The organism is Streptomyces sp. NPDC107765, from assembly GCF_055657085.1.
The window spans coordinates 313,468-337,909 of sequence record NZ_JBVKBL010000011.1 but is presented as its reverse complement, the minus strand read 5'-3'; the positions used below and the strand labels follow the sequence as shown (position 1 = coordinate 337,909).

Sequence of the window (24,442 nt, the reverse complement as noted above, 5' to 3'; positions counted from 1 at the left end):
AGCAGCCTTCAGGTGGTGCAGTCGTTCAGGTGGTGTAGTCCGCGTTGACCCGGACGTAGCCGGCGGACAGGTCGCAGCCGTAGGCGGTCGCTTCGGCGGTTCCCAGGCCGAGGGTGATGGCGATCGGGACCTCGGGCTGCCGCATGGCCTCGGTGAGCGCGTCCAGCGTCTCCGGTGTGGGCTCCTCGGGATACACCTCGATGCCGCCGAACGCGACCGTGACGCGGTCCGGTGTGATGTCGCGTTCGTCGGTGTTCTTGCCGATGGCCATCACCACCCGGCCCCAGTTGGGATCGGCTCCGTGTACGGCCGTCTTGACCAGGGGTGAGTTCACCACGCTCTTGGCGATGCGCCGGGCCTGGGCCTCGTCCCGCGCCCGGCCGACCGTGACGCGCAGGAGCTTGGTCGCGCCCTCCCCGTCGCTCGCGAGCTGCCGGGTGAGGTCCAGGCACAGGTCGGTGAGCGCCGCGGTGAACTCCGCCGTGCCGACGGGCCCGGCCGCACCGTTGGCGAGTACCGCGACGGTGTCGGAGGTGGAGGTGTCCGTGTCGACGCTCAGGCAGTGGAAGGTCCGGTCGACGGCCGTGCGCAGCGCCGTGTCCAGGTCGTCCGCCGGCAGTTCGGCGTCGGTGAAGAGGTAGGCCAGCATCGTGGCCATGTTCGGCTCCAGCATGCCGACGCCCTTGGCGACACCGACGATCCGCGCGGCGCCGACCGTACGGACGGCGGCCTTCGGGCGGGTGTCGGTGGTCATCATGGCGCGGGCCACGTCCAGCGGCCCGGCCCCGAAGGCTCCGGGACCGAGCCCTGCCGCGCCGTCGAAGTGGGCGCGGATCGTGTCCATCGGCAGCGGGCGCCCGATGACTCCGGTGGACCCGATGAGCACCTGGCGGTCCTCGATGCCCAGGAGGGCGGCGACCCGGCCGACGACTTCGGCGGCGTTGGCCTCGCCCTGGCGCCCGGTGGCGACGTTGGCGTTCTGCGCCAGCGTGGTGACGGCACGCAGGTCCCGCCCGGCGGCGTGCGCGCGGCTGAGCACCACGGCGGGGCCGGCGAAGAGGCTCCGGGTGAACATGGCGGCGCTGACCGCCGGGCGGTCCGAGGCGACGACCGAGATGTCATCGCCCTGGTCACGCAGCCCGCCGTGGCCGGTGTAGGCGCGGAAGCCGGTCGGCCAGGAGAGGGAGTCGGTCCCCACGCCGGACAGCTCTGCATTTGTATGCGACATGGCGCATATCTTTACGGCTAGGCGCAGGGGCGTCCAGTGATTTACGGAGCACCGGACGGCCCCACCCGGGCCACGCCTCACCGCTGAGAACCGGTCAGGGCGCCACCTTCCCCGCCTTCCCCACCCCCTCCGCCAGCCGTTCGCGCAGCTCGACCTTGCGAACCTTGCCGCTGACGGTCATCGGGAAGGCGTCGAGGATCTCCAGGTAGCGCGGCACCTTGTAGTGGGCGAGGCGGGAGCGGCAGTAGCGGGCCAACTCGTCGCGGGTGAGCGGGTCCTGGGGGTCGCGGAGGATGACGCAGGCCGCGATCTCCTCGCCGTACTTGTCGTCGGGGACGCCGACCACCTGGACATCGGCGATCTTGGGGTGGGTGTAAAGGAACTCCTCGATCTCCCGCGGATAGACGTTCTCACCGCCCCTGATGATCATGTCCTTGATGCGGCCGACGATCCGGACGTAGCCGTCGTCGTTCATCACGGCGAGGTCGCCGGTGTGCATCCAGCGGGCCGGGTCGATGACCTCGGCGGTGCGCTCGGGCTCCTCCCAGTAGCCGAGCATCACGCTGTAGCCGCGGGTGCACAGCTCGCCCGGGGTGCCGCGCGGCACGGTCACCCCGTTCGCCGGGTCGACGACCTTGACCTCGATGTGCGGCAGCACCCGTCCCACCGTCGCGGTGCGGTGCTCCAGGTCGTCGTCGCGGCGGGTCTGGGTGGAGACCGGTGAGGTCTCGGTCATGCCGTAGCAGATGGCGACCTCGGCCATGTGCATCTCGGAGATCACCCGCTTCATGACCTCCTCGGGGCAGGGCGAGCCCGCCATGATGCCGGTGCGGAGGGAGGTCAGGTCGTAATCGGCGAAGTCCGGGTGGTTGAGCTCGGCGATGAACATGGTGGGCACGCCGTAGAGCGAGGTGCAGCGCTCGTCCTGGACGGCCTGGAGGGTGGCTCCGGCGTCGAAGGCGGGGGCCGGGATGACGATGCAGCCGCCGTGCGAGGTGATGCCGAGGTTGCCCATGACCATGCCGAAGCAGTGGTAGAAGGGCACCGGCAGACAGACCCGGTCCGCTTCGGTGTAGCCGAGCGTCTCGGCCACCCAGTAGCCGTTGTTGAGGATGTTGTGGTGCGAGAGGGTGGCGCCCTTGGGGAAGCCGGTGGTGCCCGAGGTGTACTGGATGTTGACCGGGTCGTCCGCGGTCAGCGCCTTCTCGCACTCGGCGAGCCGGGTGTGCGGGACGCCGGCGCCGGCGGCCAGCAGGCCGCCCCAGGTGGGGTCGCCGATGTAGACCACATCGCGCAGCGCCGGGCTTTCGGCGCGGACCTGCTCGATCATCCGGCGGTAGTCGCTCGTGCGGTGCCGGGGCACGGAGACCAGCACGGTGATGCCGGCCTGCTGGAGGACGTACGCCAACTCGTGCACCCGGTAGGCCGGGTTGACGTTGACGAGGATGGCGCCGATCTTGGCGGTGGCGTACTGGACGAGCACCCATTCGGCGCAGTTGGGCGCCCAGATCCCGACCCGGTCGCCCTTGCCGACCCCCTTGGCGAGCAGGCCGAGCGCCACCTCGTCGACGGCCCGGCCGAGTTCGGCATAGGTCCAGCGGCGGCCGCTGGCCCGCTCGACCAGCGCCTCACGGTCACCGCACCGGGCGATGGTGCGGGCCAGGTCGGCGCCGATGGTGTGCCCGAGCAGCGGCCGCTCGGCGGCCCCGCTGGCGTACGACAGCTCCTGGTGCGACGGGCTCATCGGTGGTTCTCCTCCCAGTACGCGGCACCACCGCCGCCCGGCGCGGTGCGCGCGGGCAGTTCACTGCGGCTGGGGGTGCCGGGGACGGTCTTCGGCAGGACGGCGACCTCGGGACGCCGGATGCGCGGGTAAGGGGCCAAAACTTCGTGGGTGCGCTCGGTGATCGTCTTCATGGTCTCCGAACATCTCGGCCGGGGACCGATGCCTCCCCGCGGCGCAAGGGGCCAATGCCTCACTCCCCCCTCCGGTGGCGCCTCCCCCGGTGCCTCCACCACTGCGTTCATCAGCTGCTCCCAGAAGCCCGACATCGGCCATCGCTGCCATGACACCCGCAAGGTTGCCCGCCCGAGGGGACGAGCCGCTCCAAGGACACCCGGTGCGCGCCGTGTACAGGATGGCGTCCGGCGTGCCCGGGCGGAGCCACAACCACCCATCCGTTCGCCCCACGAAGAAAAGTTCGAGGTTCTCCGGGCTCTCGCATGCGGACGGCCCCGGCGTCCCCGCTGCGAGCGGGTGCGCCGAGGCCGGGAGGGGGAGCGGGTCAGCGGTGGGTGGTGAAGCGCCGCTCGAAGGAGGCGAAGGCGGCTTCCTGCCGCCACTGGACGGCCGCCTTGGGACTGGACGCGAGCAGCTGCCGGCAGGCGGCACCGGGCGATCCGGTGCCGGGGAGCCGGCCACGGCAGGCGTCGACGGGCCGGTAGCCGTCCCGCGTCGGATTGCCCCGCCACAGGCTGCGGCCGGGCAGGAAGGCGTACTGCAGTGAGGCCCGGGCCAGGTCCTTCAGCTCGCCGTATGCGAGGTGGTACGTCGTGGACGCGTACCGGTACTCGTGGGAGATGTCGATACGGGAGATGCCGGGGTCGTCGGTGGCCAGCACGATCGCCACCCCGTACGCGCGGTAGGTCGGGAAGGGGTGTTCGGCGCCCTTGACGCCGAGGATCTGGGCGTTGCTGGTGAAGGGGACCTCGACGGCCACCTGGCGGGCGGCCATGGTCCTCGCCAGTTCCTGCCAGTTGTCCTCGTGGACGAGGTCGACGCCGTGGCCGATGCGTTCGGCGTGGGCGAGGGTGACCGCCTGGCGGATGTGGAACCTCAGGTCTTCCGGTTTGACCAGGCCCGGCCACAGCTCGCCGGCGTGCAGGGTGAGGTGTGCGCGCGGATACCTGCGGCGCAGGAAGTCGAGCATCCGCATCTGGCTGGTGTAGTTGCGCAGCGAGCTGTCCCAGTCCTCGGGCGCCACCAGGTTGACCGCGGTGAACCGCGGGTCCTGCTCGGCCAGCCGCATGCCGAGCTCCATCTGCGTGAACACCCGCTCGGGGCTGCTGCCCCGGGACACCTGGGCGTTCCAGCGCACCGTCAGGCGGCAGCCGGGCGCGGGACGGGAGGTGCCGCAGTGCGAGGTGGTACGGAACTCGGCGTCCGCGTCGTCGGCCTCCTTGCGGGCGGTGGCGACCAGGCGGTCCAGCTTGCCGTCGGCGACCAGCGCCCGGTGCATTCGGTCGAGGTCGCCCTGCCAACCCACCTGGTCGGCAAGGCGCTTGGCCTCCTCGGAGGCGGGGGTGACCAGCGTTTCCAGGTAGAACTGGTTCTGCGCGACGACGTCGTCGGCGACCCTCGACAGCAGCTTGCCGCGGTGGCGCCAGGTCACCTCCCCGAACTTCCCGAAGGCGTCGAAGAAGTGGTCGTGCCCCGACCGGCCCGGCGGGAAGTCCTGCATGGACCAGGCGCGCACCAGCGCGTCATGGAAGCCCCGGTCGGTCCGGGCGTCCGCAGCCGGCCGCTTCCCCGGACCACACGGCGGCACGACCGCGGTCATCGTCTTCTCGTCGATGCACAGTCCGTCCTCGGCGGCGAGTTCGATCAGGTACTCGGTGGGGACGGCGCCGGACAGGTGGTTGTGCAGATCACCGCCTTTGGGCAGGCGCCGGAAGAAATCGCGGAGCCGGGTCGGCTCCTGGCGGATGGACTCCAGATAGGCCGCGGTGCGCGCTTCGGCCGCGGAGCGCGGACGTACGGAAGGCGCCGACGGGGTACGGGAGTTGGTCGGCCGGGCGGCGGCGGGCAGGGTGGACAGGAGCGACAGCAGGCTGAGGGTGGCCAGTGCGGCCCGAAGAGCCCGGCGACGGTCCCTTTCACGATGGCGATCACCATTCACGAGCGCCATCGTGAAGGTTCGACGAGGCCGCGCGAAGCCCCTTTTCGGCAAGTTACCCCGGACGGGAACCGTACGCGTGACGCCTGAGACGGAAGTGGCCGCGAGAGGACTTCAGGGGGGCGGTCGGCCGGGGAGATGCCGTCGCGCCGTCAGCCGGCGGTGCCGAGGAGAACCGGCGGCTCTGCCCGGTACCGGCCCGGGGCGGTGCCGTATTCCCGCTTGAACGCCTTGGCAAAGGCGAACTCCGAGGTGTAGCCGGAGCGTTGGGCGATGACGCGGAGCGGCTGGTCCCCTTCGCGCAGCAGACGGCCGGCCAGGGTCAGCCGCCACCACGTCAGATAGCCGAGCGGCGGCTCGCCGACGAGAGCGGTGAAGCGTTTCGCGAAGGCCGCCCGGGACAGGCCCGCCACCGCGCCCAGTTCCTCCACCGTCCAGGGGTGCGCCGGATCGTGGTGGATCGCGCTCAGGGCCCGTCCGACCACCGGGTCGCGCAGGGCCACCGCCCAGCCGTTCGTGGCCGCGGCGTGTTCCTCGTACCAGGCCCGCAGGATGTACAGCAGGGCGGTGTCGAGCAGGTTGCAGACGGCGGCCTCCGCCCCGGGCCGGGGGTGGGCCGTCTCGGTGCGGAGCAGGTCCAGTACCGCGCCCAGCGGCCGGCCGTGGGTGGGCAGCCGGACCACGCCGGGCAGGCAGGTCAGCAGCGGGTGGGGGCGGGACCGGTTCAGGCGGTAGGCGCCGCAGAGCGTCAGCGTGCGGGGCGTTCCGTCGTCGGGCGTGTCCGGTCCGGGCGGCCACGAGCCGTCCGGGTTCTGGCGGACCTCGACCAGCGGGGTTCCCGGGTCGTCGGCCAGACCGTGCCCGACGCCGTGGACGAACGCGAGGTCACCGGCGGTGAGCCGGAGGGGCGGGCTGCCGTCCTCGGGCAGCAGCCAGCAGGAGCCCTCCAGTACGGCATGGAAACCGACGCCGGTCGTGGCCGGGAAGCGCAGGCCCCACGATCCGTTCCGCTGCTTGCGGGAGGCGTGCGGCCGCCCGGCGCGCATCGCGGTGATCGCGTCGCTGAGTACGTCCATGCCGGTGAGCGTACCGAGGAGACGCCTGCACATGATCGCGAGACGTTGTGGCATGGGCCCGGCGTACGTGCTCTCCGTACGGTGAATCCACGCCTCCACGACGGAGGCGAAATCCCCTGCTCCCTCGGTGATTTACGCATGCCACGCATTGCCACGCATTGCCACGCATGCCCCATGACAGAAATATGACAGGAACGGATTCACAGTGATGATGGCCCAACACGTGGTGTTCGACGAGCTCGGCGGCCCGGAAGTACTGCGGATCGAGGATGTGGAACTCGGTGCGCCCGGCCCGGGCGAGGTGCTGCTCCGCGTGGACGCGCTCGGCCTCAACCGGGCGGAGGCCCTGTTCCGTGCCGGCGGCTACTACTACCGGCCCACCCTCCCGGGGTCCCGGATCGGCTACGAGGCGGCCGGGGAGGTGCTGGCGGTCGGAGCAGGCGTGACCGGCTTCTCGGTGGGCGACCCGGTGCTGACGGCGGGCGCGGGTGACATGAGCACCCACGGCGTGTACGGCGACCACCTGCGGCTGTCGGCCGACAGCCTGCTCCGTCGCCCCGGCGGGACGGACGCGGCGACGGCGGCCGCCCTCTGGCTGTCGTACAGCACCGCTTACGGCGCGCTGGTGGAGAAGGGCGGGCTGCGGCCGGGCGACACGGTACTGATCACCGCCGCCTCCAGCAGCGTGGGGGTGGCGGCGATCCAGATAGCCCGCCACCTCGGCGCGATCCCGGTGGCCGTCACCCGTAGCGCGGCGAAGCGGGAGCGACTGGCGCAGCTCGGCGCGGCGCAGGTGATCGCGCTCGACGAGGGCGGGCTGCTCGACCAGGTCGCCGAGGTCACCGGCGGGCGCGGGGCCGAGATCGTCTTCGACCCGGTGTCCGGCCCCGGACTGGCGGAGGTCGCCCGGGCGGTCGCACCGGGCGGGCTGCTGATCGTCTACGGCTGGCTCGACCCGAGGCCGGCGCCCCTGCCGCTCAACTGGACCCTGCGCATCCTCGGTTACGGCAACCTCCAGGTCACCGGCGACCCGGAGGTGCGGCGCCGGATCTGGCACTTCCTGGACGCCGGCCTACGGGCGGGCACCCTGGCCCCGGCCATCGACCGCACCTTCGACTTCGCGGAGATCGTCGAGGCGCACCGCCATCTGGAGTCCAACAGCCAGATCGGCAAGATCGTGGTGACGGTGGGCCACTAGGCCTGCCCGAACCCGCAGGCCGGGGAATGGGAAGGCAGCCCCGGACGTTCCCCTGATCATGACAGGCGACCTGCGCACGATCACCAACCCGGCCACTCTCCACGACCCCACCCCGTTCGGTTACAGCCACGCCGCCTCGGCACCCGGCGAAGTCGTCTTCCTCGCCGGCCAGTACGCGTCCGACGACACCGGCTCGCCGGTGCCCGGTGACTTCGCCGCCCAGGTGGAACTCGCCTTCGACCGGCTGCGGTTGGCGCTCGAAGGCGTCGGGCTCGGCTTCGACCACGTCGTCCGGCTCGGGTCGTACGTCGTGGACCACGACACCGACAAACTGGAGGTCCTCGGCAAGGCGCTGCATGCGCGCTTCGGGGAGCGGCTGCCGGCCCAGACGCTGAGCGGGGTCGCGGCTCTCGCGCTGCCCGGCATGCTGTTCGAGGTCGACGCGATCGCCGTACGGCCGACCCCGCCGGCCGCCACCTGACGGCCCGGCCGGCGGCGGAGCGCTCCCCTCAGTTGACCCCCCGCTCGATCCCGGCCCAATACGGCTGCCGGAGCTTGAACTTCTGGATCTTGCCGGTGGCCGTACGCGGAATGGACGCGCGGAACTCCACAGAGGTCGGGGCCTTGTAGCCGGCCAGGTGCTGCTTGCAGTGGGCGATGATCTCGGACTCGTCGGCCGTCGCGCCCTCGGCGAGGACCACCAGGGCCTTGATCGTCTCGCCCCACTTCTCGTGCGGCACCCCGATGACGGCGACCTCGGCGACCGCAGGGTGGCTGAAGATCGTGTCCTCCACCTCGATCGACGACACGTTCTCACCGCCGGTGATGATCACGTCCTTCTTCCGGTCGGAGATGGTGAGGTGGCCGTCGCCGGGGTCGAGGGTGCCGCCGTCGCCGGTGTGGAACCAGCCGTCCTCCAGGGCCTCCGCCGTCTCCTCCGGCTTGTCCCAGTACCCGTCGAGCACCGTGTTGGAGCGGGCCAGGACCTCACCGGACTCCGAGACCTTCAGCTTCACCCCCAGCGCGGGCAGCCCCGCACGGGACAGCTTGCGCGCCCGTTCCTCGGCGGGGAGGGCGGCATCGGCCGGCCGGGTGCGGTTGAAGGTGAGCATCGGTGAGGTCTCGGTCAGGCCGTAGAGCTGGGTGAACTCCCAGCCCAGTTCCTCCTCCACGCGCTGGATGGTCCTGGTCGGCGGCGGGGCCCCCGCGCAGACGATCCGCACGCGGTCGCGGCCCGGGATCGCGCCCTCCCAGGTCGCCGCCGCGTCGAGCACCATGTTCCAGACGGCGGGGGCACCGCACATGAGGGTGACCCCGTGCTCGTCGACGCGCCGCAGGATCTCGGCGCCGTCGACCTTGCGCAGCACCACCTGCTTGACGCCCAGACCCGCCATCACGTACGGCATTCCCCAGCCGTTGCAGTGGAACATCGGCAGGGTGTGCAGGTAGACGTCGCCTTCCCACACACGGGTGTGCAGCCCGAACGTCATGCCGTTGACCCAGATGTTGCGGTGGGTCAGCTGTACGCCCTTGGGGCGGGCGGTGGTACCCGAGGTGTAGTTGATCGTCGCGGTGGCGTCCTCGTCCGGCTGCGACCACGGGCGCGGCTCGACCCCGAACCGCATCAGCCCGGTCTCCGTCTGCTCGCCGAGGACGAAGCGGTGGGGCGCCTTGACCGCGGACAGTCCGGCGTCGAGCTCCGGATCCACGAGGAGGACCGACGCCCCGCTCTGCGCCACCACGTAGTCGACCTCTTCCGGCTTGAGGCGGAAGTTCACCGGGACGCAGATACGGCCGCTCATCGGCACCGCGAACAACAGCTCCAGCAGACGCGCGGAGTTGTGACTCACGACGGCCACCCGCTCGCCCTCACCGACCCCGAGGGCGTCCAGTCCCGCCTGCCAGGCACGGACCCGTTCGGCGAACCGCCCGTAACTCGCCACGGGCACCGGCGGGGCGGGCTGCCGCGGCTCGTCGACCACACCAGGACTGCCCCGAAAGCCCAGCTCGGCACGGTCGAGGAAGTCCGCGATCGTCATCGGTGTCCGCATGTGCGCTCTCCTGTGTTTCGGATGGACCGGGTACCGCCAGCTGAGAGGGTCCCACGTACGTCTTTGCTGCGCCGCCCACGTAGCTGTCTGTCCCGCCGCGGGTGTTGCTCGCCGTTGCGCGCTTTGCGGCGCGCCGCACGTACCTGGCCGTCCCGCCGTCGGGGTTGCTCGCCGTTGCGCTTTGCGGCGCGCCGCACGTGGCTGTCTGCGGCGCCGCGGGGCGTCTCGCCGTTGCGCTTTGCGGCGCCGCGTACGTGGCTGTCTGCTGCGCCGCGGGTGTTTCTCGCCGTTGCGCCTGCGGCGGGCTGGGTTTGTTGTGGGTGCGGTGACTGGCCTCCGGGGCCTTGTTCGTGGACTGCTGACGCTTTACGTCCACGAACAAGGCCCCTCCGGCCCGTCCCCTCCCGTTGGGAGAGTGTGAAGGTGAGTGGGGGCGCGCGTCGTTGAACGAGCACCGTGTGTTGTGAGTGTTGTGAGGTGTCGGGAATACCTTGCCCGGCCCGTCGGGTTGTGGCCCCACAGGGGGCCCTCGCAACCCTTACGGGATCTGTTCGACCATCCCCTACGGGTACCCAGGCCCCCTTGCATACCTCAACGCCCGCCCCCACGCACCGCATTCCCCTCCCACAACGGGAGGGGACGGGCCGGAGGGGCCGGTTGTGTGGACGTAAAGCGTCAGCAGTCCACACAACCGGCCCTGGAGGCCCGTCACCGCACCCACCACAACCCAGCCCGCCGCAGGCGCAACGGCGACCAAGCCCCGCGGCGCGAACGACGGGTACGTGCGGCGCGCCGCAAAGCGCAACGGCGAGCAACCCCGACGGCGGAACAGACGGGTACGTGGGGGGACACCGCGAAGCGGTTACGCAAGGGCCGCCATAAGCAAGACGTCGTGCCATTCGCCGTCCCAGTGCAGCGCGTCGCGCAGTCGGCCCTCGACCTCGAAGCCGCACTTCTCGTAGGCCCGTCGGGCGCGCGGGTTGTACGGGAAGACCTCCAGCTCGACGCGGTGCAGGCCCACCCGGTCGAAGGCGTAGGCCAGGAGGAGGCGGATCGCCTCGGGGCCGATGCCGCGGCCGGTGGCGTCGGCGGCGAGGGAAATACGGAAGCTGCCGTGGGCGTTGTCCTTGTCGATCTGGCTCAGCGCCATTTCGCCGAGGTAGCCGCCGGTCTCCCGGTCCTCGATGGCGAGGTCGAGACGGTCGGCGCGCCCGGCGGCGGCTGCACACCAGTCCTGCAGTTCGGGCAGCGTCCAGTCGCGGTGGGTGCCGGTCAGCCGGCGTATCTCCGGGTCGAGGAAGGTGGCGTGGAAGGCGTCCGCGTGCCGGAGCGTGAGCGGCACCAGCCGGATCCGCTCGCCCGTGAGCACCGGCTTCTCCGAAAGTGCGGTGGGGTCGATCATGACGGGATGATGGCGGGCCGCGAACGGTGCGGCAACTGAAATCGACCGGCGGGGGGCCGGGCGGAAGGGGGGGACGGCGTGGAGCTGCGCCAGGTGCGGTACTTCGTCACGGTCGCGCAGGAGCTGCACTTCGGGCGGGCGGCCGAGCGGCTGCACATCGTGCAGTCGGCGGTGAGTCAGCAGGTCCGGCGGCTGGAGCGGGAGCTGGGGGCCGAGCTGTTCGACCGCTCGGCGCGCCAGGTGCGGCTGACGGCCGTCGGTGCGCGGTTCCTGCCGGAGGCGCAGGCGCTGCTGGCGGCCGAGGAGCGCGCCCGCGCCGTCGTCGCCGAGCTGACCGCCGGCCGGGCCCGCACCCTGCGCCTGGGGACGAGCACGGGCCTGGGCGCGCATCTGGACCGGGTGCTGGACGCGCTGGCCGGGCTCGCGCCGGAGATCGGGGTGGAGCTGGTCTCGGCGCGGGCCCCGGAGCGGCTCGACCGGGTGGTCTCGGGCGAGCTGGCCGCGGCGTTCCTCCGCGGTGAGCCGGACGACGGCGGCCGGGAGGGGCTGAGGTTCCTCCCGCTGTGGCAGGACCCGCTGGTGGCGGCCGTCCCGGCCCGGCATCCGCTCGCCGCCTCGCCCGGCACGGTCGCGCTGACCGAACTCGCCCCCGTGCCACTGCTGCTGACCGAGCGGCGTAACAACCGCGCCCTGGTCGACCTCGTGGTCAACGCGTGTCATGACGCCGGTTTTGCCCCCGTGCCCGGCCCCCGGTACGGCTCGCTGGACAACACCTTGACCGCGATCGGCGCCGCCGGCCCGGCGGACGGGCTGTGGACCGTCGTCTATGCCTCGCACGCCGACCGGCTCCACACGCCCCGGGTGGCCTTCCTGCCGTTCCGCAATCCGGGTATGGAGCTCACCACCCATCTCGCGGTGCGCCGCAGCGATCCGCCGGCCGGGCTGGAGCTGCTGCTGCGGGCCTGTGCGGAGGCGGGCGGCGGCGGGGTGTGGCCCGCCGCCTGAGACCGTTCCATCTCGATCCGTGATCGCTGCGTGCGCGATCCGCTTCTTGGTCGCGCGGGCCGTACGCGATGGACTGAGGGCACGTCGGCGAAACCGCCGCGAACGGCCAAATCGCCTGAAAACCAAGGGAGTTCGTCATGCCCATCGTCACCGTCCAGCAGGGTCCGCGCAGCGTCGAGCTGAAGCGGGAGCTGGTCCGGCAGATCACCGATGCGTTCGTGGACGCGTACAAGATCCCCGCCGAGACCGTGCAGGTCTGGATCCAGGAGGTCCCGACCGACAGCTGGGGCGCAGCGGGCACCCTGACCGCGGACAAGTAATTCCCCACGTATCCGTCTGCGGCGCCGCGGGGCGTCTCGCCGTTGCGCGCTTTGCGGCGCCCCGCACGTGGCCGTCTCTCCCGCCACGGGTCGTCTCGCCGTTGCGCCTGGCGGCGGGCGTGGTGTTTTTGGGTGCGGTGCCGGCCCTCCAGACTTCGTCCTCCGGTCCAGCCCCTCCCGTGTGGGGTGGAATGCAGTGTGTGGGGGTGGGCGTTGGGGCATGCAAGGGGGCCTGGCTACCCCTACGGGACGGTCGAACAGAACCCGTAAGGGTCGCGAGGGCCCCCTGCGGGGCCACAACCCAATGGGCGGGGCGAGGCATTCCCAAGACCACATGACACCAGGTGCGCGGGCAACAACGCGCGCCCCCACCCACCCGCACACTCCCCCAACGGGAGGGGACGGGCCGGAGGGGCCGGTTGTGTGGACGTAAAGCGTCAGCAGTCCACACAACCGGCCCCGGAGGCCCGTCACCGCACCCACCACAAACCCAGCCCGCCGCAGGCGCAACGACGAGCAACCACCACGGCGGGACGGCCAACTACGTGGGCGCTAAGCGACAAAGTCGAGACGCACCGCCGCATCATGGTGGATCGGAGTGTGCGCGCCGGTCAGCGGTGTGCCCGTGCCGCCGCGGCGGTTGGCGACGATTTCGGCGGCGATCGAGAGCGCGGTCTCCTCGGGGGTGCGTGCCCCGAGGTCGAGGCCGATCGGCGAGCGCAGGCGGTTGAGTTCGAGTTCGGTCAGGCCGACGTCGCGCAGTCGCTGGAGGCGGTCCAGGTGGGTGCGGCGCGAGCCCATCGCGCCGACGTAGGCGACGGGGAGTTTCAGCGCGCGTTCCAGGAGCGGCACGTCGAACTTGGCGTCGTGGGTGAGGACGCACAGCACCGTGCGGCCGTCGAGTTCCTGGGAGTCGAGGTAGCGGTGCGGCCAGTCGACGACGATGTCGTCGGCGTCCGGGAAGCGGGTGCGGGTCGCGAAGACGGGGCGGGCGTCGCAGACGGTGACGTGGTAGTTGAGGAATTTGCCGACCTTGACCAGTGCGGACGCGAAGTCGATGGCACCGAAGACGATCATGCGGGGGGCGGGGACGGAGGATTCGACGAGGAGGACGACCGGCTGCCCGCACCGGGACCCGTCGACGCCGATGTCGATCGTGGTCGTGCGGCCCGCGTCGAGCAGGGCCCGGGTCTCCTCGATGGCGGTGCGGTCGAGGGCGAGGTGGCCGCCGAGGGTGCCCTCATGGGTGCCGTCGGGGCGTACGAGCAGTGCCCGGCCGAGGAGTTCGGCGGGGCCCTCGATGATCCGGGCGACCGCCGCCGCCTCCCCGGCGGCAGCGGCGGCGAGCCCGGCGGCGAGCGTGTCGGCGGTGCTGTCCACCCGCTCCCCCGCGGCTCCGCCCGGTGCGGAGCGCGGGGTGCCCGTCCGTATCGGCTGGACGAGGATGTCGATGATGCCGCCGCAGGTCAGGCCCACGGCGAAGGCGTCCTCGTCGCTGTACCCGAAGCGCTCCAGTACCGGTTGGCCGGTCTGCAGCGCCTCTTGGCACAGTTCGTAGACCGCGCCCTCCACGCATCCGCCGGAGACCGAACCGATCGCCGTGCCGTCGCCGTCCACGGCGAGGGCGGCTCCTGGTTGGCGGGGCGCGCTTCCGTTGGTGGCCACGACGGTGGCCACCGCGAACTCACGGCCCTGCTCGACCCACCGGTGCAGCTCGTCGGCGATGTCCAGCATGTCGGTCTCCTTACGGATAACGGATGGGTGGATGGGGCGGATCAGTGGTGTACGCCCAGCCAGTTCTCGATCGGGTTGAGCGAGAAGTAGGCCAGGAACACCAGGGAGAGCACCCACATCAGCCAGCCGGGCTCGCGCCATTTGCCCTGCACGGCCTTGATGGCGACGTGGGCGAGGACGCCGGCCGCGATGCCCGCGGTGATGGAGTACGTGAACGGCATGAGGACCGTCGTGAGGAACACCGGGATGGCGGTCGCCGGGTCGTCCCAGTTGATGTGCTTGGCGTTGGTCAGCATCATCGAGCCGATGACCACCAGTGCGGCGGCGGCGACCTGGGTGGGGATGACCTGGGCCAACGGGGTGAAGAAGAGGCAGAGCGCGAAGCCCAGACCGGTGATGACGCTGGCGAAGCCGGTCCGTGCGCCGTCGCCGACGCCCGCGGTGGACTCGACGAACACGGTCTGGCCGGAGGCGCCGGTGAGACCGCCGACGACTCCGCCCGCACCGTCGATGGCCAGGGCCTTGTTCAGCCCGGGCATCTTGCCGTCCTTGTCGGCGAGGTTGGCCTGCTGGCCGATGCCGATGATGGTGCCCATGGCGTCGAAGAAGCCCGCCAGGACGAGGGTGAAGACGATGACGCCGACGGTGATGCCGCCGACGTCGCCCAGGCCGCTGAAGGAGACGTGGCCCAGCAGTCCGAAGTCGGGGTTGGAGACGATGGAGCCGGAGATGACGGGTGCGTTGCGGCCGCCCCAGTCCTTGACGGTCAGCCCGGCGAGCTGGTGGACGACCGCGGAGAAGACCGTGCCGCCGACGATGCCGATGAGGATCGCGCCGGGCACCTTGCGGACCTGCAGCAGGAAGATCAGCAGGACGGTGAAGGCGAAGCAGAGCACGGGCCAGCCGGTGAGCATGTCGGCGGTGCCGAGCTGGATCGGCTTGGCGCCGGCGAGACCGCCCGGGCCGGGCATGGAGGTGACGAAGCCCGCCTGGACCAGGCCGATGAGGCAGACGAACAGGCCGATGCCCATGGTGATGGCGTGCTTGAGCGGCAACGGGATCGCGTTCATGATCAGTTCCCGCGCGCCGGTGACGACCAGCAGGACGATCACGGCACCGTAAATGATGCACATCGCCCAGGCGTTGTCCCAGGTCATCTGCGGGGCGACCTGGAAGGACATCACGGCGGACACGCTCAGGCCGGCGGCCAGGGCGAGCGGGACGTTGCCGAGGAACCCCATGACGATCGTGGTGACGGCGGCGGCCAGCGCGGTCGCCGTGGTCACCTGGTCGGCGCTGAGGGTGGCTCCGGTGATGTCCTTCGTGGTGGTCAGGATCACCGGGTTCAGGAGGATGATGTACGCCATCGCCATGAAGGTGGTGACGCCGCCACGCACCTCCCGGCCGACCGTCGACCCTCTCTCGGATATGTGGAAGTACCGGTCGAGCCAGGAACGGCCGGCGGGCTGGCGCGAGCCGTCGCCCGCGTCTTCCGCCGTGGTCCTCGGCTCGGTGGACTGCTGGGTCATGGTGCCTTACTCCCAAGGTTCAAAGGGGCACTCGCAGAGTGCGAGATTTGGGATGGATCTTCGGCTGCACGACCCGGGGGACGGCCCGAGGCGAACGTGGGGTACTGACTGCGTACGAGGCAGCAGCGACTGCGGTGGTGCGAGGGGGGAGGCTCCGGGCGGTGCGCGGAGGAGGACGGACAGGGACACCCCTTGTCGCGTACCGCCCGGAGGCCGGGGTCCGGGGGAGCGCCCCCGGACAGTTCACTGGGTGCCGGTGAGGTGCTCCGGGCGCACCGGCGTCTTGTTGAGCTCCAGACCCGTGGCCGCGCGGATCGCCGCGAGGACCGCAGGGGTCGAGGAGAGGGTGGGGGCCTCGCCGATGCCGCGCACGCCGTAGGGCGCGTGCGGGTCGGCGAGCTCCAGGTAGTCGACCGGGATGGTCGGGGTGTCGAGGATGGTCGGGAGCAGGTAGTCCGTGAAGGAGGGGTTCTTCACCTTCGCGGTCTTCGGGTCGACGATGATCTCCTCCATCACCGCGACGCCCAGGCCCTGGGTGGTGCCGCCCTGGATCTGGCCGATGACGGAGAGCGGGTTGACCGCCTTGCCGACGTCCTGGGCGCAGGCCAGTTCGATCACCTTGACGAGGCCGAGCTCGGTGTCGACCTCGACGACCGCGCGGTGCGCGGCGAAGGCGTACTGGACGTGGCCGTTGCCCTGTCCGGTCCGCAGGTCGAAGGCTTCGGTGGGGCGGTGCCGGAACTCCTCCTCGATCTCCACGGCCTCGTCCTCCAGGACGTCCACGAGGGTGGCGAGGGCCTCGCCGCCGTCGGTGACGACCTTGCCGCCCTCCAGGAGGAGTTCGGCGTTGGCCCACGCCGGGTGGTACGAGCCGAACTTGCGCCGGCCGATCTCCAGGACCTTCTCGCGGACGATCTCGCAGGAGTTCTTGATGGCGCCGCCGGTCATGTACGTCTGGCGGCCCGCGGAGGTCGACCCCGCCGAGCCCACCTGGGTGTCGGCGGGGGCGATGGTGACCTGCTGGACGCCGAGTTCGGTGCGGGCGATCTGCGCGTGGATGGTGACGCCGCCCTGGCCGACCTCCGCCGCGGCGGTGTGGACGGTGGCCACGGCCTCGCCGTTGATGACCTCGATGCGGATCTTCGCGGTCGAGTAGTCGTCGAAGCCCTCGGAGAAGCCGACGTTCTTGATGCCGACCGCGTAGCCGACACCGCGGACGACGCCCTCGCCGTGCGTGGTGTTGGACAGGCCGCCGGGCAGCGCGCGGACGTCGGCGCCCTCGCTGGACTCCCATTGGCGCTCCGGCGGCATGGGGCGGGCCTTGACCCGGCGCAGCAGTTCGGCGACGGGAGCGGGCGAGTCGACCGGCTGGCCGGTCGGCATGATGGTGCCCTGCTCCATCGCGTTCTTCTGCCGGAACTCCACCGGGTCCATGCCCAACTTCGCGGCCAGCTTGTCCATTTGGGCCTCGTACGCGAAGCACGCCTGGACCGCGCCGAAGCCGCGCATGGCGCCGCAGGGCGGGTTGTTGGTGTAGAGGCCGATCGCCTCGATCTCCACGTCGTCGATGACGTACGGGCCGACCGAGAGGGACGAGGCGTTGCCGACGACCGAGGGGGTCGACGACATGTAGGCGCCGCCGTCGAGGACGATCTTGCACTTCATGTGCGTGATCTTGCCGTCCTTGGTGGCGCCGTGCTCGTAGTAGAGCTTGGCGGGGTGCCGGTGGACGTGGCCGAAGAAGGACTCGTACCGGTTGTAGACCATCTTCACCGGCTTGCCCGTGCGCAGGGCGAGGACGGAGGCGAGGATCTGCATCGAGATGTCCTCGCGGCCGCCGAAGGCGCCGCCGACGCCGGCCATCGTCATGCGGACCTTCTCCTCGGGCAGGCCGAGGCAAGGGGCGATCTGCTTGAGGTCCGAGTGCAGCCACTGGGTGGCCACGTAGAGGTCGACGCCGCCGTCCTCGGCGGGCACCGCGAGGCCGGACTCCGGGCCGAGGAAGGCCTGGTCCTGCATGCCGAAGGTGTACTCGCCCGTGACGATCACGTCGGCCTTCTTGGCGGCCTCGGCGGCGTTGCCGCGGATGATCGGCTGGCGGTGCACGATGTTCGGGTGCGGGACGTGCGCGGCGTGGTGGTCGCCGCGGTTCTCGTGGACCAGGATCGCGTCGGGAGCGGTCGCGGACGCCTCGTCCGTGATGACCGGGAGCTCCTTGTACTCGATCTTGATCTTGGCGGCGGCGCGGCGCGCGGTCTCGGGGTGGTCCGCGGCCACGAGGGCGATCGGCTCGCCGTGGTGGCGGACCTTGCCGTAGGCGAGGACGGGGGTGTCCTGGTACTCCATGCCGTAGTTCTTCGCGGCCGGCAGGTCGTCGGCCGTCAGGACGGCGTAGACGCCCGACATGGCCAGGGCCTCGGAGGTGTCGATGGACACGATCTCGGCGTGCGCGACCGTGGAGCGCAGGGCCTGGCCCCAGAGCATCTCCTCGTGCCACATGTCCGAGGAGTAGGCGAATTCGCCGGTGACCTTCAGGGTGCCGTCGGGGCGCAGCATCGACTCGCCGACGCCGCCCTTCGTCTGTGAGCCCTGGGTGACGTTGGCGGGGATACCGGTGGTGGTGCCAGCCATGATCAGACCGCGCCTTCCTGGAGTCCTTGACGACCCTGACGGGCCGCAGCCAGGCGGACCGCGTCGAGGATCTTCTCGTAACCGGTGCAGCGGCAGAGGTTGCCGGACAGTGCCTCGCGGATGTCCGCGTCGGACGGCGTGTCGTTGCGCTCCAGGAGCTCGTCGGCCGCGACGAGCAGACCGGGGGTGCAGAAGCCGCACTGGACGGCGCCGGCGTCGATGAACGCCTGCTGGATCGGCGACAGTTCGGCGCCTTCGCCGGTCTGCGAGTCCTGGCCCTTGGCGCTCCACTGCTGGGCGTCCTGGAGCGAGGTGCCGCAGGCGCCGGAGGCGCAGCCGCCGCCGGGGTGGGCGCTCTCGCGGTGCTTGGCGTAGTCGGCGAGGCCCTCGACGGTGGTGACCTCGCGGCCTTCCACCTGTCCGGCCGCGACCAGGCACGAACACACCGGCACGCCGTCGAGCCGGACGGTACAGGAACCGCATTCGCCCTGCTCACAGGCGTTCTTGGAGCCCGGGAGGCCCATCCGCTCGCGGAGGACGTACAGCAGGCTCTCGCCTTCCCAGACGTCGTCGGCCTCCTGCTGGCGGCCGTTGACGGTGAATGTCACGCGCACTGTGCGCTCCTCTCATTGCCGCGGTAGGACTCCCAGGTCCAGCCGAGGGTGCGGCGCGCCATGATGCCGACCGCGTGCCGGCGGTACTTGGCGCTGCCGCGCACGTCGTCGATCGGGTTGCAGGCCCCGGAGGCGAGCTGCGCGAACTGCTTGGCCACGGACGGCGGGATGGGCTTGCCGGACTCCCAGAAGCCGCCCTCCTCCAGCGCCGCGGCGAGGAAGTCCTCGGCCTCGCGGGCCCGTACGGGGGTGGGGGCGGCGGAGCCGATGCCGGTGCGGACCGTGCGGGTCTCGGGGTGCAGCGCGATGCCGAAGGCGCACACCGCGATGACCATGGCGTTGCGGGTGCCGACCTTGGAGAACTGCTGCGGGCCGTCGGCCTTGGGCAGATGCACCGAACGGATCAGTTCGTCGGGGGCCAGGGCGTTGCGCTTGACGCCGACGTAGAACTCGTCGATCGGGATCATGCGGCGGCCGCGGACGGACTCTGCCTCGACCTCGCAGCCGGCGGCGAGCAGCGCGGGGTGGGCGTCACCGGCCGGGGAGGCGGTGCCGAGGTTGCCGCCGACGCCGCCGCGGTTGCGGATCTGCGGGGAGGCGACGGTGTGGGAGGCGAGCGCGAGACCGGGGAGCTCGGTCCGCAGGTTCTCCATGATCTTGGTGTAAGGAACGGAGGCGCCGAGGCGCACGGTCTTCTCTCCGACCTCCCACTCGCTCAGCTCACCGATGCGGTTCAGGTCGAGCAGGTACTCGGGGCGGCGGTGGTCGAAGTTGATCTCGACCATCACGTCCGTGCCGCCCGCGATGGGCACAGCGGTGGGGTGCTCGGCCTTAGCGGCGAGCGCCTCCTCCCAGCTGGCGGGGCGAAGGAAGTCCATGGGTGGCCTCTTCTACGAAAAGATGGGGTCGTTCGCTGCTCATGGTGAGGAGCCGGGGCCCTCGTCGCCATCGAGCCGTTCATGTCTTGTTCACGCGGTTGGAGTTAGTGAACGCGCCCGGGACCCGCCCGGTGCAGTCACCGAAACCATGAAGCGGTTGGCTGGCCAAGCCACCTGTCTTGTAGATTCGAACGAAAGACGAGGCTCTGAAACCTCGCGGCATTCCACCGGCAACACCAGACAGCAAAGAACGGCGGGCGAGGTCATGCGGCTCCGCGCACTCCTGGACACCCAAACCCTGGGCCTTCGGCTGCTCGGCGGCGAGGACGAGCTGGACCGCACCGTACGCGGCGTGATGACCACGGACCTGCGCGATCCCAGCCGCTACCTCTCCGGCGGCGAGCTGGTGCTGACCGGTCTGGCCTGGCGCCGCGAGCCGGAGGACTCCGAACCGTTCGTGAGGATCCTGGCCTCGGCCGGGGTCGCCGGGCTCGGCGCGGGCGAGGCCGAGCTGGGCGCGATCCCCGACGATCTCGTCCAGGCGTGCGCCCGGCACCGTCTGCCGCTGTTCTCGGTGGACGAGACGGTCTCGTTCGCGTCCATCACCGAGCACGTGGTGCGGCAGGTCTCCAGCGAGCGGGCCAGCGACCTGGCCGCCGTGGTGGACCGCCACCGCCGGCTGATGACGTCGGGCCCCGCGGGCGGCGGGCCGGAGGTCGTCCTGGACCTGCTCGGCTCGGACCTGGACCTGCGGGCCTGGGTGCTCTCCCCCACCGGCCGGCAGATCGCCGGATCGACGCTGGCCGGCTCCGGGCCCGAGCTGCCCGCCGGCCTGTCCGCCCGGCTCGCCGGTGAGCATCTGGCGGCCGCCCGCAGTGGCCGGCGCGGCCCGCACCGGATCGCCCTGGAGGGAGTCACGTACTCGCTGTTCCCGATCCGCCACGAGAGCCGTGACCTGCGGCAGACGCTGCTGAGCGACTGGCTGCTGGCCGTCGAGGCGGACGCCGGCGACTGGTCCGAGGAGCGGCTCGACCTGCTGCACGGCGTCACCCAGCTGATCGCCGTCGAACGGGACCGGCGCGACGCCGCCCGTACGGTCCGCCGGCGGCTCGCGCAGGAGGTGCTGGAGCTCGTCCAGACCGGTGCGCCGCCCGCCGAGATCGCGGCCCGGCTGCGGGTCGCGGCGCCGGTGCTGCTGCCCGGCCTGGGCACCGCCCCGCACTGGCAGATCGTGGTGGCCAGGGTCGAGTGGGAGGGCGGCGACCTGCCCGGCGGCCCGGTGGCGCAGTCCCTCCTGGAGGAGGTGCTGGTGGACCCGGGCACCTTCGGGCCGGAGCCCTCCGACCGGATCGCGGTGGCGCACACCGGCGACGAGGCGGTGGCGCTGGTGCCGCTGCCGGTCCCGGACGAGCCCGAGGACGGCTCGGCGGCCGGGCTGCACGCCGGTGCGCTGCTCTCCGTCGTCCAGGAGCCGCTGGCCCGCGGCCTGGACGGCGACGGGCGGCTGACGGTCGGGGTGAGCGCCTCGGTCCACTCCGCGGAGGGGCTGCGCGGCGCCCTGGAGGAGGCCCGGCACGCCCGTCGGGTCGCCGCGGCCCGCAACGGCCGGGTCTGCGCCGCCGGCCACGAGGAACTGGCCTCGCACGTCCTGCTGCTCCCGTTCGTCCCCGACGACGTCCGCCGCGCCTTCACCGCCCGCCTCCTGGACCCGCTCCGCGACTACGACCGCCGGCACCGCGCCGAGCTGATCCCCACCCTGGAGGCGTTCCTGGACTGCGACGGCTCCTGGACCCGCTGCGCCACCCGCCTGCACCTGCACGTCAACACGCTCCGCTACCGGGTCGGCCGGATCGAGCAGCTCACCGGCCGCGACCTGTCCCGCCTGGAGGACAAGCTGGACTTCTTCCTGGCTCTGCGGATGAGCTGAGGGGCGCCTCCGGGCGGGCCGGCCGGCCCGTCCGGGTCACGGCCCCTGCTCGGGGATCCGGCCGCCTGCGATTGCGCCGGGCCGGCCGCGGTTGAGCCAGGCCGCCCGCGGTTGCGCTGGGCCGGCCGCGGGCACCGCACCGGCTCCGCCCGCTGCACCGCGCCCGCCGCCCGCCGCCCGCCGCCCGCCGCTCGCCCGCCGACCACACCGAATCAGCCATTCGGGGTCATCCGATCGGGCGGCTTCCCGCCAAGTCCGTACGGTGCCCGACCACCCGCCCGGCCGCGCGCCCGCCCGGCGAAGGCCCCGATCCGAGCCGTCCGGCCCCTCGCGACCGGCCACGGCGCGATTGTGAATTCATTCACCCACCCCCTTGGCCGCGCCACGGAATCCGTGCTGAGATTCGCCCAGCTTCCTGTTTCCAGCTCAATGGCGCGCTCGGGGAGGGCAATGTGGCGGATACCGCCATGTCAGGATCCGCGGATGCCGCGGATTCCGTCAGTACCGCCGATCCGGTATCGCTCGCGGTACCGGCACCGGCACCCGCACCAGCACCGGAAGTACCGGCAGCCAGAACGGTCGAGGGGGATGACCCCCTCGACCGTGCCGTTTGGCGGCTGCGCTCCCGTGGCTGCTGGGACGACGCGGCCGCGCTCCTGGAACCACACTCCGCCCGGCACGCCCCGGCGGCCCTGCGGCGCGCCGCGCTCCTGGTGGAGCGCTGCATGTTCACCACCACCGGCTGGGCCGAGGCGGAGGACGCACTGCGCGCCGCCGAGGCGCTGGCCGGCAACGACGACGAGCGCGGCGGCGCGGCCTGCGAACGCGGCCATCTCGCCTACGCCGCAACGGTGTTGGGCGTACGGGACCGGGCCGACGAGGCACGTTCGGCGCTCGGCCGGGCGGCCGCACTGCTCGCCCCGACCGCGGCCGGCCGCCCGCTGCTGGACTTCCGGCGCGGTCTGATGGCCGAGCACGTCGCGGACAGCCCGGACGCGGCCCGCGCCGCCTACCGCCGCGCCCACGCCGGCGCCACCGCCCAGGGCGACAGCCTGCTGCTGTCCTTCACCTGGCGTCATCTGGCCGGACTCGCCCTGCGGGACGGGGAGTTGGCGGAGGCCCGGCACGGGTTCGCCGAGTCGTTGCGGATCCGCGAGGAACTGGGCTTCCTCGTGGGTACGGCCCCGGCACTCGCGGCACTGGCCGACGCCGCCCCGGAGGACGACGCGGACCGCCTCCGCGCCGAGGCCGCCCGCCTCTTCCGTCTCATGGGCGGCGTCCCCACCTGGCTCGCCGACCACCTTTCGACGGCCACGGCGGCCACGTAAACCGGACCGCGGACGGCACGGAGGGGCCAGGACCGTTCACGGGGTGGGCAACCACCGGGGTCGCCCACCGGGATCATCCACCGGAACCGCTCGCCGGGGTCACCCAGCGGGACCGCTCACCACGAAACCAACGGCGCCGACACGCCACCCCGCAACTCCCGCAACTCCCAAACACCGCTCCCCCGTTGGCCACGTCCGGCACCGCGCTCTATAGGGGCGGCCGGAAAACCGCACCACCTCACCCGCCCACCCCCCGAAGGGGGGTGGGCGGCGGGGAAAAACAAAAGAAGGTGCGGGTGGGCGGCGGGTAAGGGGGCAGCCGCACCGCGCCCTCCCGCCCACCCCCGCGGCCCATCCCAAAACCCGTCCCCTCCCGTCCAGGACATGTCAAGGCATCGTCATCGGCCATGCCGAGGTTCGCCGCGATTGGCCGGGACGGGTCTGTCCTGAGGGCGGATCGGCCGGGGCGCGACGGTCGGCGGGTGGCGGCCCGGGGCGGCGCGGGGGGCGAACCGGGAGGTGGGCGACGCGCGCCGGTCGGGCGGGTGGCGGGGATGCGACGGGCCCCGCCTGCCCCGAGAATGGCCTCAAGTCGCACTGTGAGCGGGCGGCCCGGCCTGGATGCTGGTCCGGGACCAGCTGGGGCCCCTCCCCATCGTCAGAGCCCACCAGGAGGCCATCTGTGGCAGCAGGAGTGACCAAGACGACCGCTGGAACCGACTGGGGCAAGGCGGATTTCGAGGCGATCTACAACTGCCCTGATCCCCGTCGGTACTTCACCACCCTGCAACCCCTGGAGTACCAGATTCCGCACCACGGCCAGGCGGTGTTCCGCGCGCTGACGGAGAACCTGCGGCGGAGTCGCGGCGACCGCCCCCCACTGAGCGTTGTCGACCTGTGCTGCTCGTACGGGGTCAACGCGGCGCTGCTCAACCACCGGCTGTCCCTGACCGACCTCTACGGGCGCTATGCGGGACACCGCCCGGACGGTCCGACGACCGGCCAACTGACCGACGAGGACCGCACGTTCTTCGCCACCCGGCGGCGCGCCGAAGCCGTCCGGGTGACCGGCATCGACGCGGCGGAGCGGGCCGTGGGGTACGCGCGCGAGGTCGGGCTGCTCGACCACGGGTTCGCGGAGAACCTGGAGCTCGAAGAGCCGAGCCCGGAGCTGCGCGCCGTACTGGCCGGCACCGATCTGATCACCGTCACCGGCGGCGTCGGCTACATATCCGCCCGGACCTTCGGCCGGCTCTTCGACTGTGTGGCCCGGCCGCCCTGGGTCGCCGCGTTCGTCCTGCGGACGGTCTCCTACCGGCCGGTGTCGGCCCTGCTGGCCCGGGCCGGGCTGGTGACCGAGCAGCTCACCACCCGTACGTTCCGCCAGCGGCGGTTCGCCGACGGCGACGAGCGGCGCGCGGCGTTCGAGGCGCTGGCCCGGCGCGGGCTGTCCATCGCCGGCAAGGAGTCCGACGGCTTCTACCACGCCGATTTCTACCTGTCCCGGCCGGCCGCCGAGGTCGCGGCCCTGCCGCTGACGGAACTGCTGCCGGGCTGAGCGGTCAGGCCCGGGGTGGCCGGGCCGGGCCGGTCGCCCGGCGAACGGGCCGCCGGGACCGGGCCGG

Annotated in this window: 19 protein-coding genes; 7 read left to right on the top strand and 12 right to left on the bottom strand. The window is 71.8% G+C overall.

Features of this window, described 5'->3' with window-relative positions:
* Positions 1 to 25: 25 nt before the first annotated feature.
* The 5 genes from argJ to ACZ7MX_RS26450 form a co-directional block, all read right to left on the bottom strand.
* Positions 26 to 1,228, bottom strand: a complete 1,203-nt coding sequence (argJ, locus tag ACZ7MX_RS26470; protein ID WP_472135724.1) for a bifunctional glutamate N-acetyltransferase/amino-acid acetyltransferase ArgJ — start codon at positions 1,226 to 1,228, stop codon at positions 26 to 28.
* A 94-nt stretch (positions 1,229 to 1,322) separates the two neighbouring features.
* Positions 1,323 to 2,972, bottom strand: a complete 1,650-nt coding sequence (locus tag ACZ7MX_RS26465; protein WP_472135723.1) for an AMP-binding protein — start codon at positions 2,970 to 2,972, stop codon at positions 1,323 to 1,325.
* On the bottom strand, positions 2,969 to 3,145 hold the full coding sequence (locus ACZ7MX_RS26460) for a hypothetical protein (RefSeq protein WP_472135722.1): 177 nt from the start codon (positions 3,143 to 3,145) through the stop codon (positions 2,969 to 2,971). Before ACZ7MX_RS26460 ends, ACZ7MX_RS26465 begins: the two co-directional genes overlap by 4 nt.
* A gap of 368 nt (positions 3,146 to 3,513) precedes the next feature.
* On the bottom strand, positions 3,514 to 5,136 hold the full coding sequence (locus ACZ7MX_RS26455) for an adenosine deaminase family protein (RefSeq protein ID WP_472135721.1): 1,623 nt from the start codon (positions 5,134 to 5,136) through the stop codon (positions 3,514 to 3,516).
* A gap of 140 nt (positions 5,137 to 5,276) precedes the next feature.
* Positions 5,277 to 6,200 carry an AraC family transcriptional regulator gene (locus ACZ7MX_RS26450; RefSeq protein WP_472135720.1) on the bottom strand — a complete coding sequence of 308 codons (924 nt, stop codon included), beginning with the start codon at positions 6,198 to 6,200 and terminating at the stop codon, positions 5,277 to 5,279.
* 208 nt (positions 6,201 to 6,408) lie between these two features.
* Between ACZ7MX_RS26450 and ACZ7MX_RS26445 the strand changes: the two genes are divergently transcribed.
* Both ACZ7MX_RS26445 and ACZ7MX_RS26440 read left to right on the top strand, forming a co-directional pair.
* A complete protein-coding gene (locus ACZ7MX_RS26445; protein ID WP_472135719.1) occupies positions 6,409 to 7,398 on the top strand; it encodes a zinc-dependent alcohol dehydrogenase family protein in 990 nt (329 codons plus the stop codon).
* Positions 7,399 to 7,456: 58 nt separating this feature from the next.
* Positions 7,457 to 7,879, top strand: a complete 423-nt coding sequence (locus tag ACZ7MX_RS26440; protein ID WP_472135718.1) for a RidA family protein — start codon at positions 7,457 to 7,459, stop codon at positions 7,877 to 7,879.
* Between the two features lie 28 nt (positions 7,880 to 7,907).
* Here ACZ7MX_RS26440 and ACZ7MX_RS26435 read toward each other — a convergent pair whose 3' ends face one another.
* Positions 7,908 to 9,449 carry an AMP-binding protein gene (locus tag ACZ7MX_RS26435; protein ID WP_472135717.1) on the bottom strand — a complete coding sequence of 514 codons (1,542 nt, stop codon included), beginning with the start codon at positions 9,447 to 9,449 and terminating at the stop codon, positions 7,908 to 7,910.
* Positions 9,450 to 10,311: 862 nt separating this feature from the next.
* A complete protein-coding gene (locus ACZ7MX_RS26430; protein ID WP_472135716.1) occupies positions 10,312 to 10,851 on the bottom strand; it encodes a GNAT family N-acetyltransferase in 540 nt (179 codons plus the stop codon).
* 78 nt (positions 10,852 to 10,929) lie between these two features.
* Between ACZ7MX_RS26430 and ACZ7MX_RS26425 the strand changes: the two genes are divergently transcribed.
* Positions 10,930 to 11,856 carry a LysR family transcriptional regulator gene (locus ACZ7MX_RS26425; RefSeq protein WP_472135715.1) on the top strand — a complete coding sequence of 309 codons (927 nt, stop codon included), beginning with the start codon at positions 10,930 to 10,932 and terminating at the stop codon, positions 11,854 to 11,856.
* 137 nt (positions 11,857 to 11,993) lie between these two features.
* Entirely contained in the window at positions 11,994 to 12,176 is a 183-nt protein-coding gene (gene dmpI / locus ACZ7MX_RS26420) for a 4-oxalocrotonate tautomerase DmpI (RefSeq protein ID WP_093486277.1), read from the top strand.
* A 552-nt stretch (positions 12,177 to 12,728) separates the two neighbouring features.
* Here dmpI and ACZ7MX_RS26415 read toward each other — a convergent pair.
* From ACZ7MX_RS26415 to ACZ7MX_RS26395, 5 genes are all read right to left on the bottom strand, one after another.
* The gene (locus tag ACZ7MX_RS26415; RefSeq protein ID WP_472135714.1) at positions 12,729 to 13,910 is read right to left on the bottom strand and encodes an XdhC family protein; all 1,182 of its coding nucleotides are present in this window, start codon (positions 13,908 to 13,910) and stop codon (positions 12,729 to 12,731) included.
* 41 nt (positions 13,911 to 13,951) lie between these two features.
* Entirely contained in the window at positions 13,952 to 15,439 is a 1,488-nt protein-coding gene (locus ACZ7MX_RS26410; protein ID WP_472135713.1) for an NCS2 family permease, read from the bottom strand.
* Between the two features lie 243 nt (positions 15,440 to 15,682).
* Positions 15,683 to 18,070, bottom strand: a complete 2,388-nt coding sequence (locus tag ACZ7MX_RS26405; protein WP_472135712.1) for a xanthine dehydrogenase family protein molybdopterin-binding subunit — start codon at positions 18,068 to 18,070, stop codon at positions 15,683 to 15,685.
* A gap of 2 nt (positions 18,071 to 18,072) precedes the next feature.
* Positions 18,073 to 18,684: a (2Fe-2S)-binding protein gene (locus ACZ7MX_RS26400; protein WP_472135711.1), complete on the bottom strand. Its 612-nt coding sequence runs from the start codon at positions 18,682 to 18,684 to the stop codon at positions 18,073 to 18,075.
* Complete coding sequence (locus tag ACZ7MX_RS26395; protein WP_472135710.1) at positions 18,675 to 19,562, bottom strand: FAD binding domain-containing protein; 888 nt, start codon at positions 19,560 to 19,562, stop codon at positions 18,675 to 18,677. Before ACZ7MX_RS26395 ends, ACZ7MX_RS26400 begins: the two co-directional genes overlap by 10 nt.
* Before the next feature lie 265 nt (positions 19,563 to 19,827).
* Between ACZ7MX_RS26395 and ACZ7MX_RS26390 the strand changes: the two genes are divergently transcribed.
* The 3 genes from ACZ7MX_RS26390 to ACZ7MX_RS26380 all read left to right on the top strand — a co-directional run bounded on the left by ACZ7MX_RS26390 (position 19,828) and on the right by ACZ7MX_RS26380 (position 24,375).
* The gene (locus tag ACZ7MX_RS26390) at positions 19,828 to 21,489 is read left to right on the top strand and encodes a PucR family transcriptional regulator (RefSeq protein WP_472135709.1); all 1,662 of its coding nucleotides are present in this window, start codon (positions 19,828 to 19,830) and stop codon (positions 21,487 to 21,489) included.
* Positions 21,490 to 21,956: 467 nt separating this feature from the next.
* Complete coding sequence (locus ACZ7MX_RS26385; protein WP_472135708.1) at positions 21,957 to 22,817, top strand: hypothetical protein; 861 nt, start codon at positions 21,957 to 21,959, stop codon at positions 22,815 to 22,817.
* A gap of 682 nt (positions 22,818 to 23,499) precedes the next feature.
* Positions 23,500 to 24,375 (top strand): hypothetical protein, encoded by an 876-nt coding sequence (locus tag ACZ7MX_RS26380; protein ID WP_472135707.1) that lies wholly within the window; start codon positions 23,500 to 23,502, stop codon positions 24,373 to 24,375.
* Positions 24,376 to 24,442: the final 67 nt, after the last annotated feature.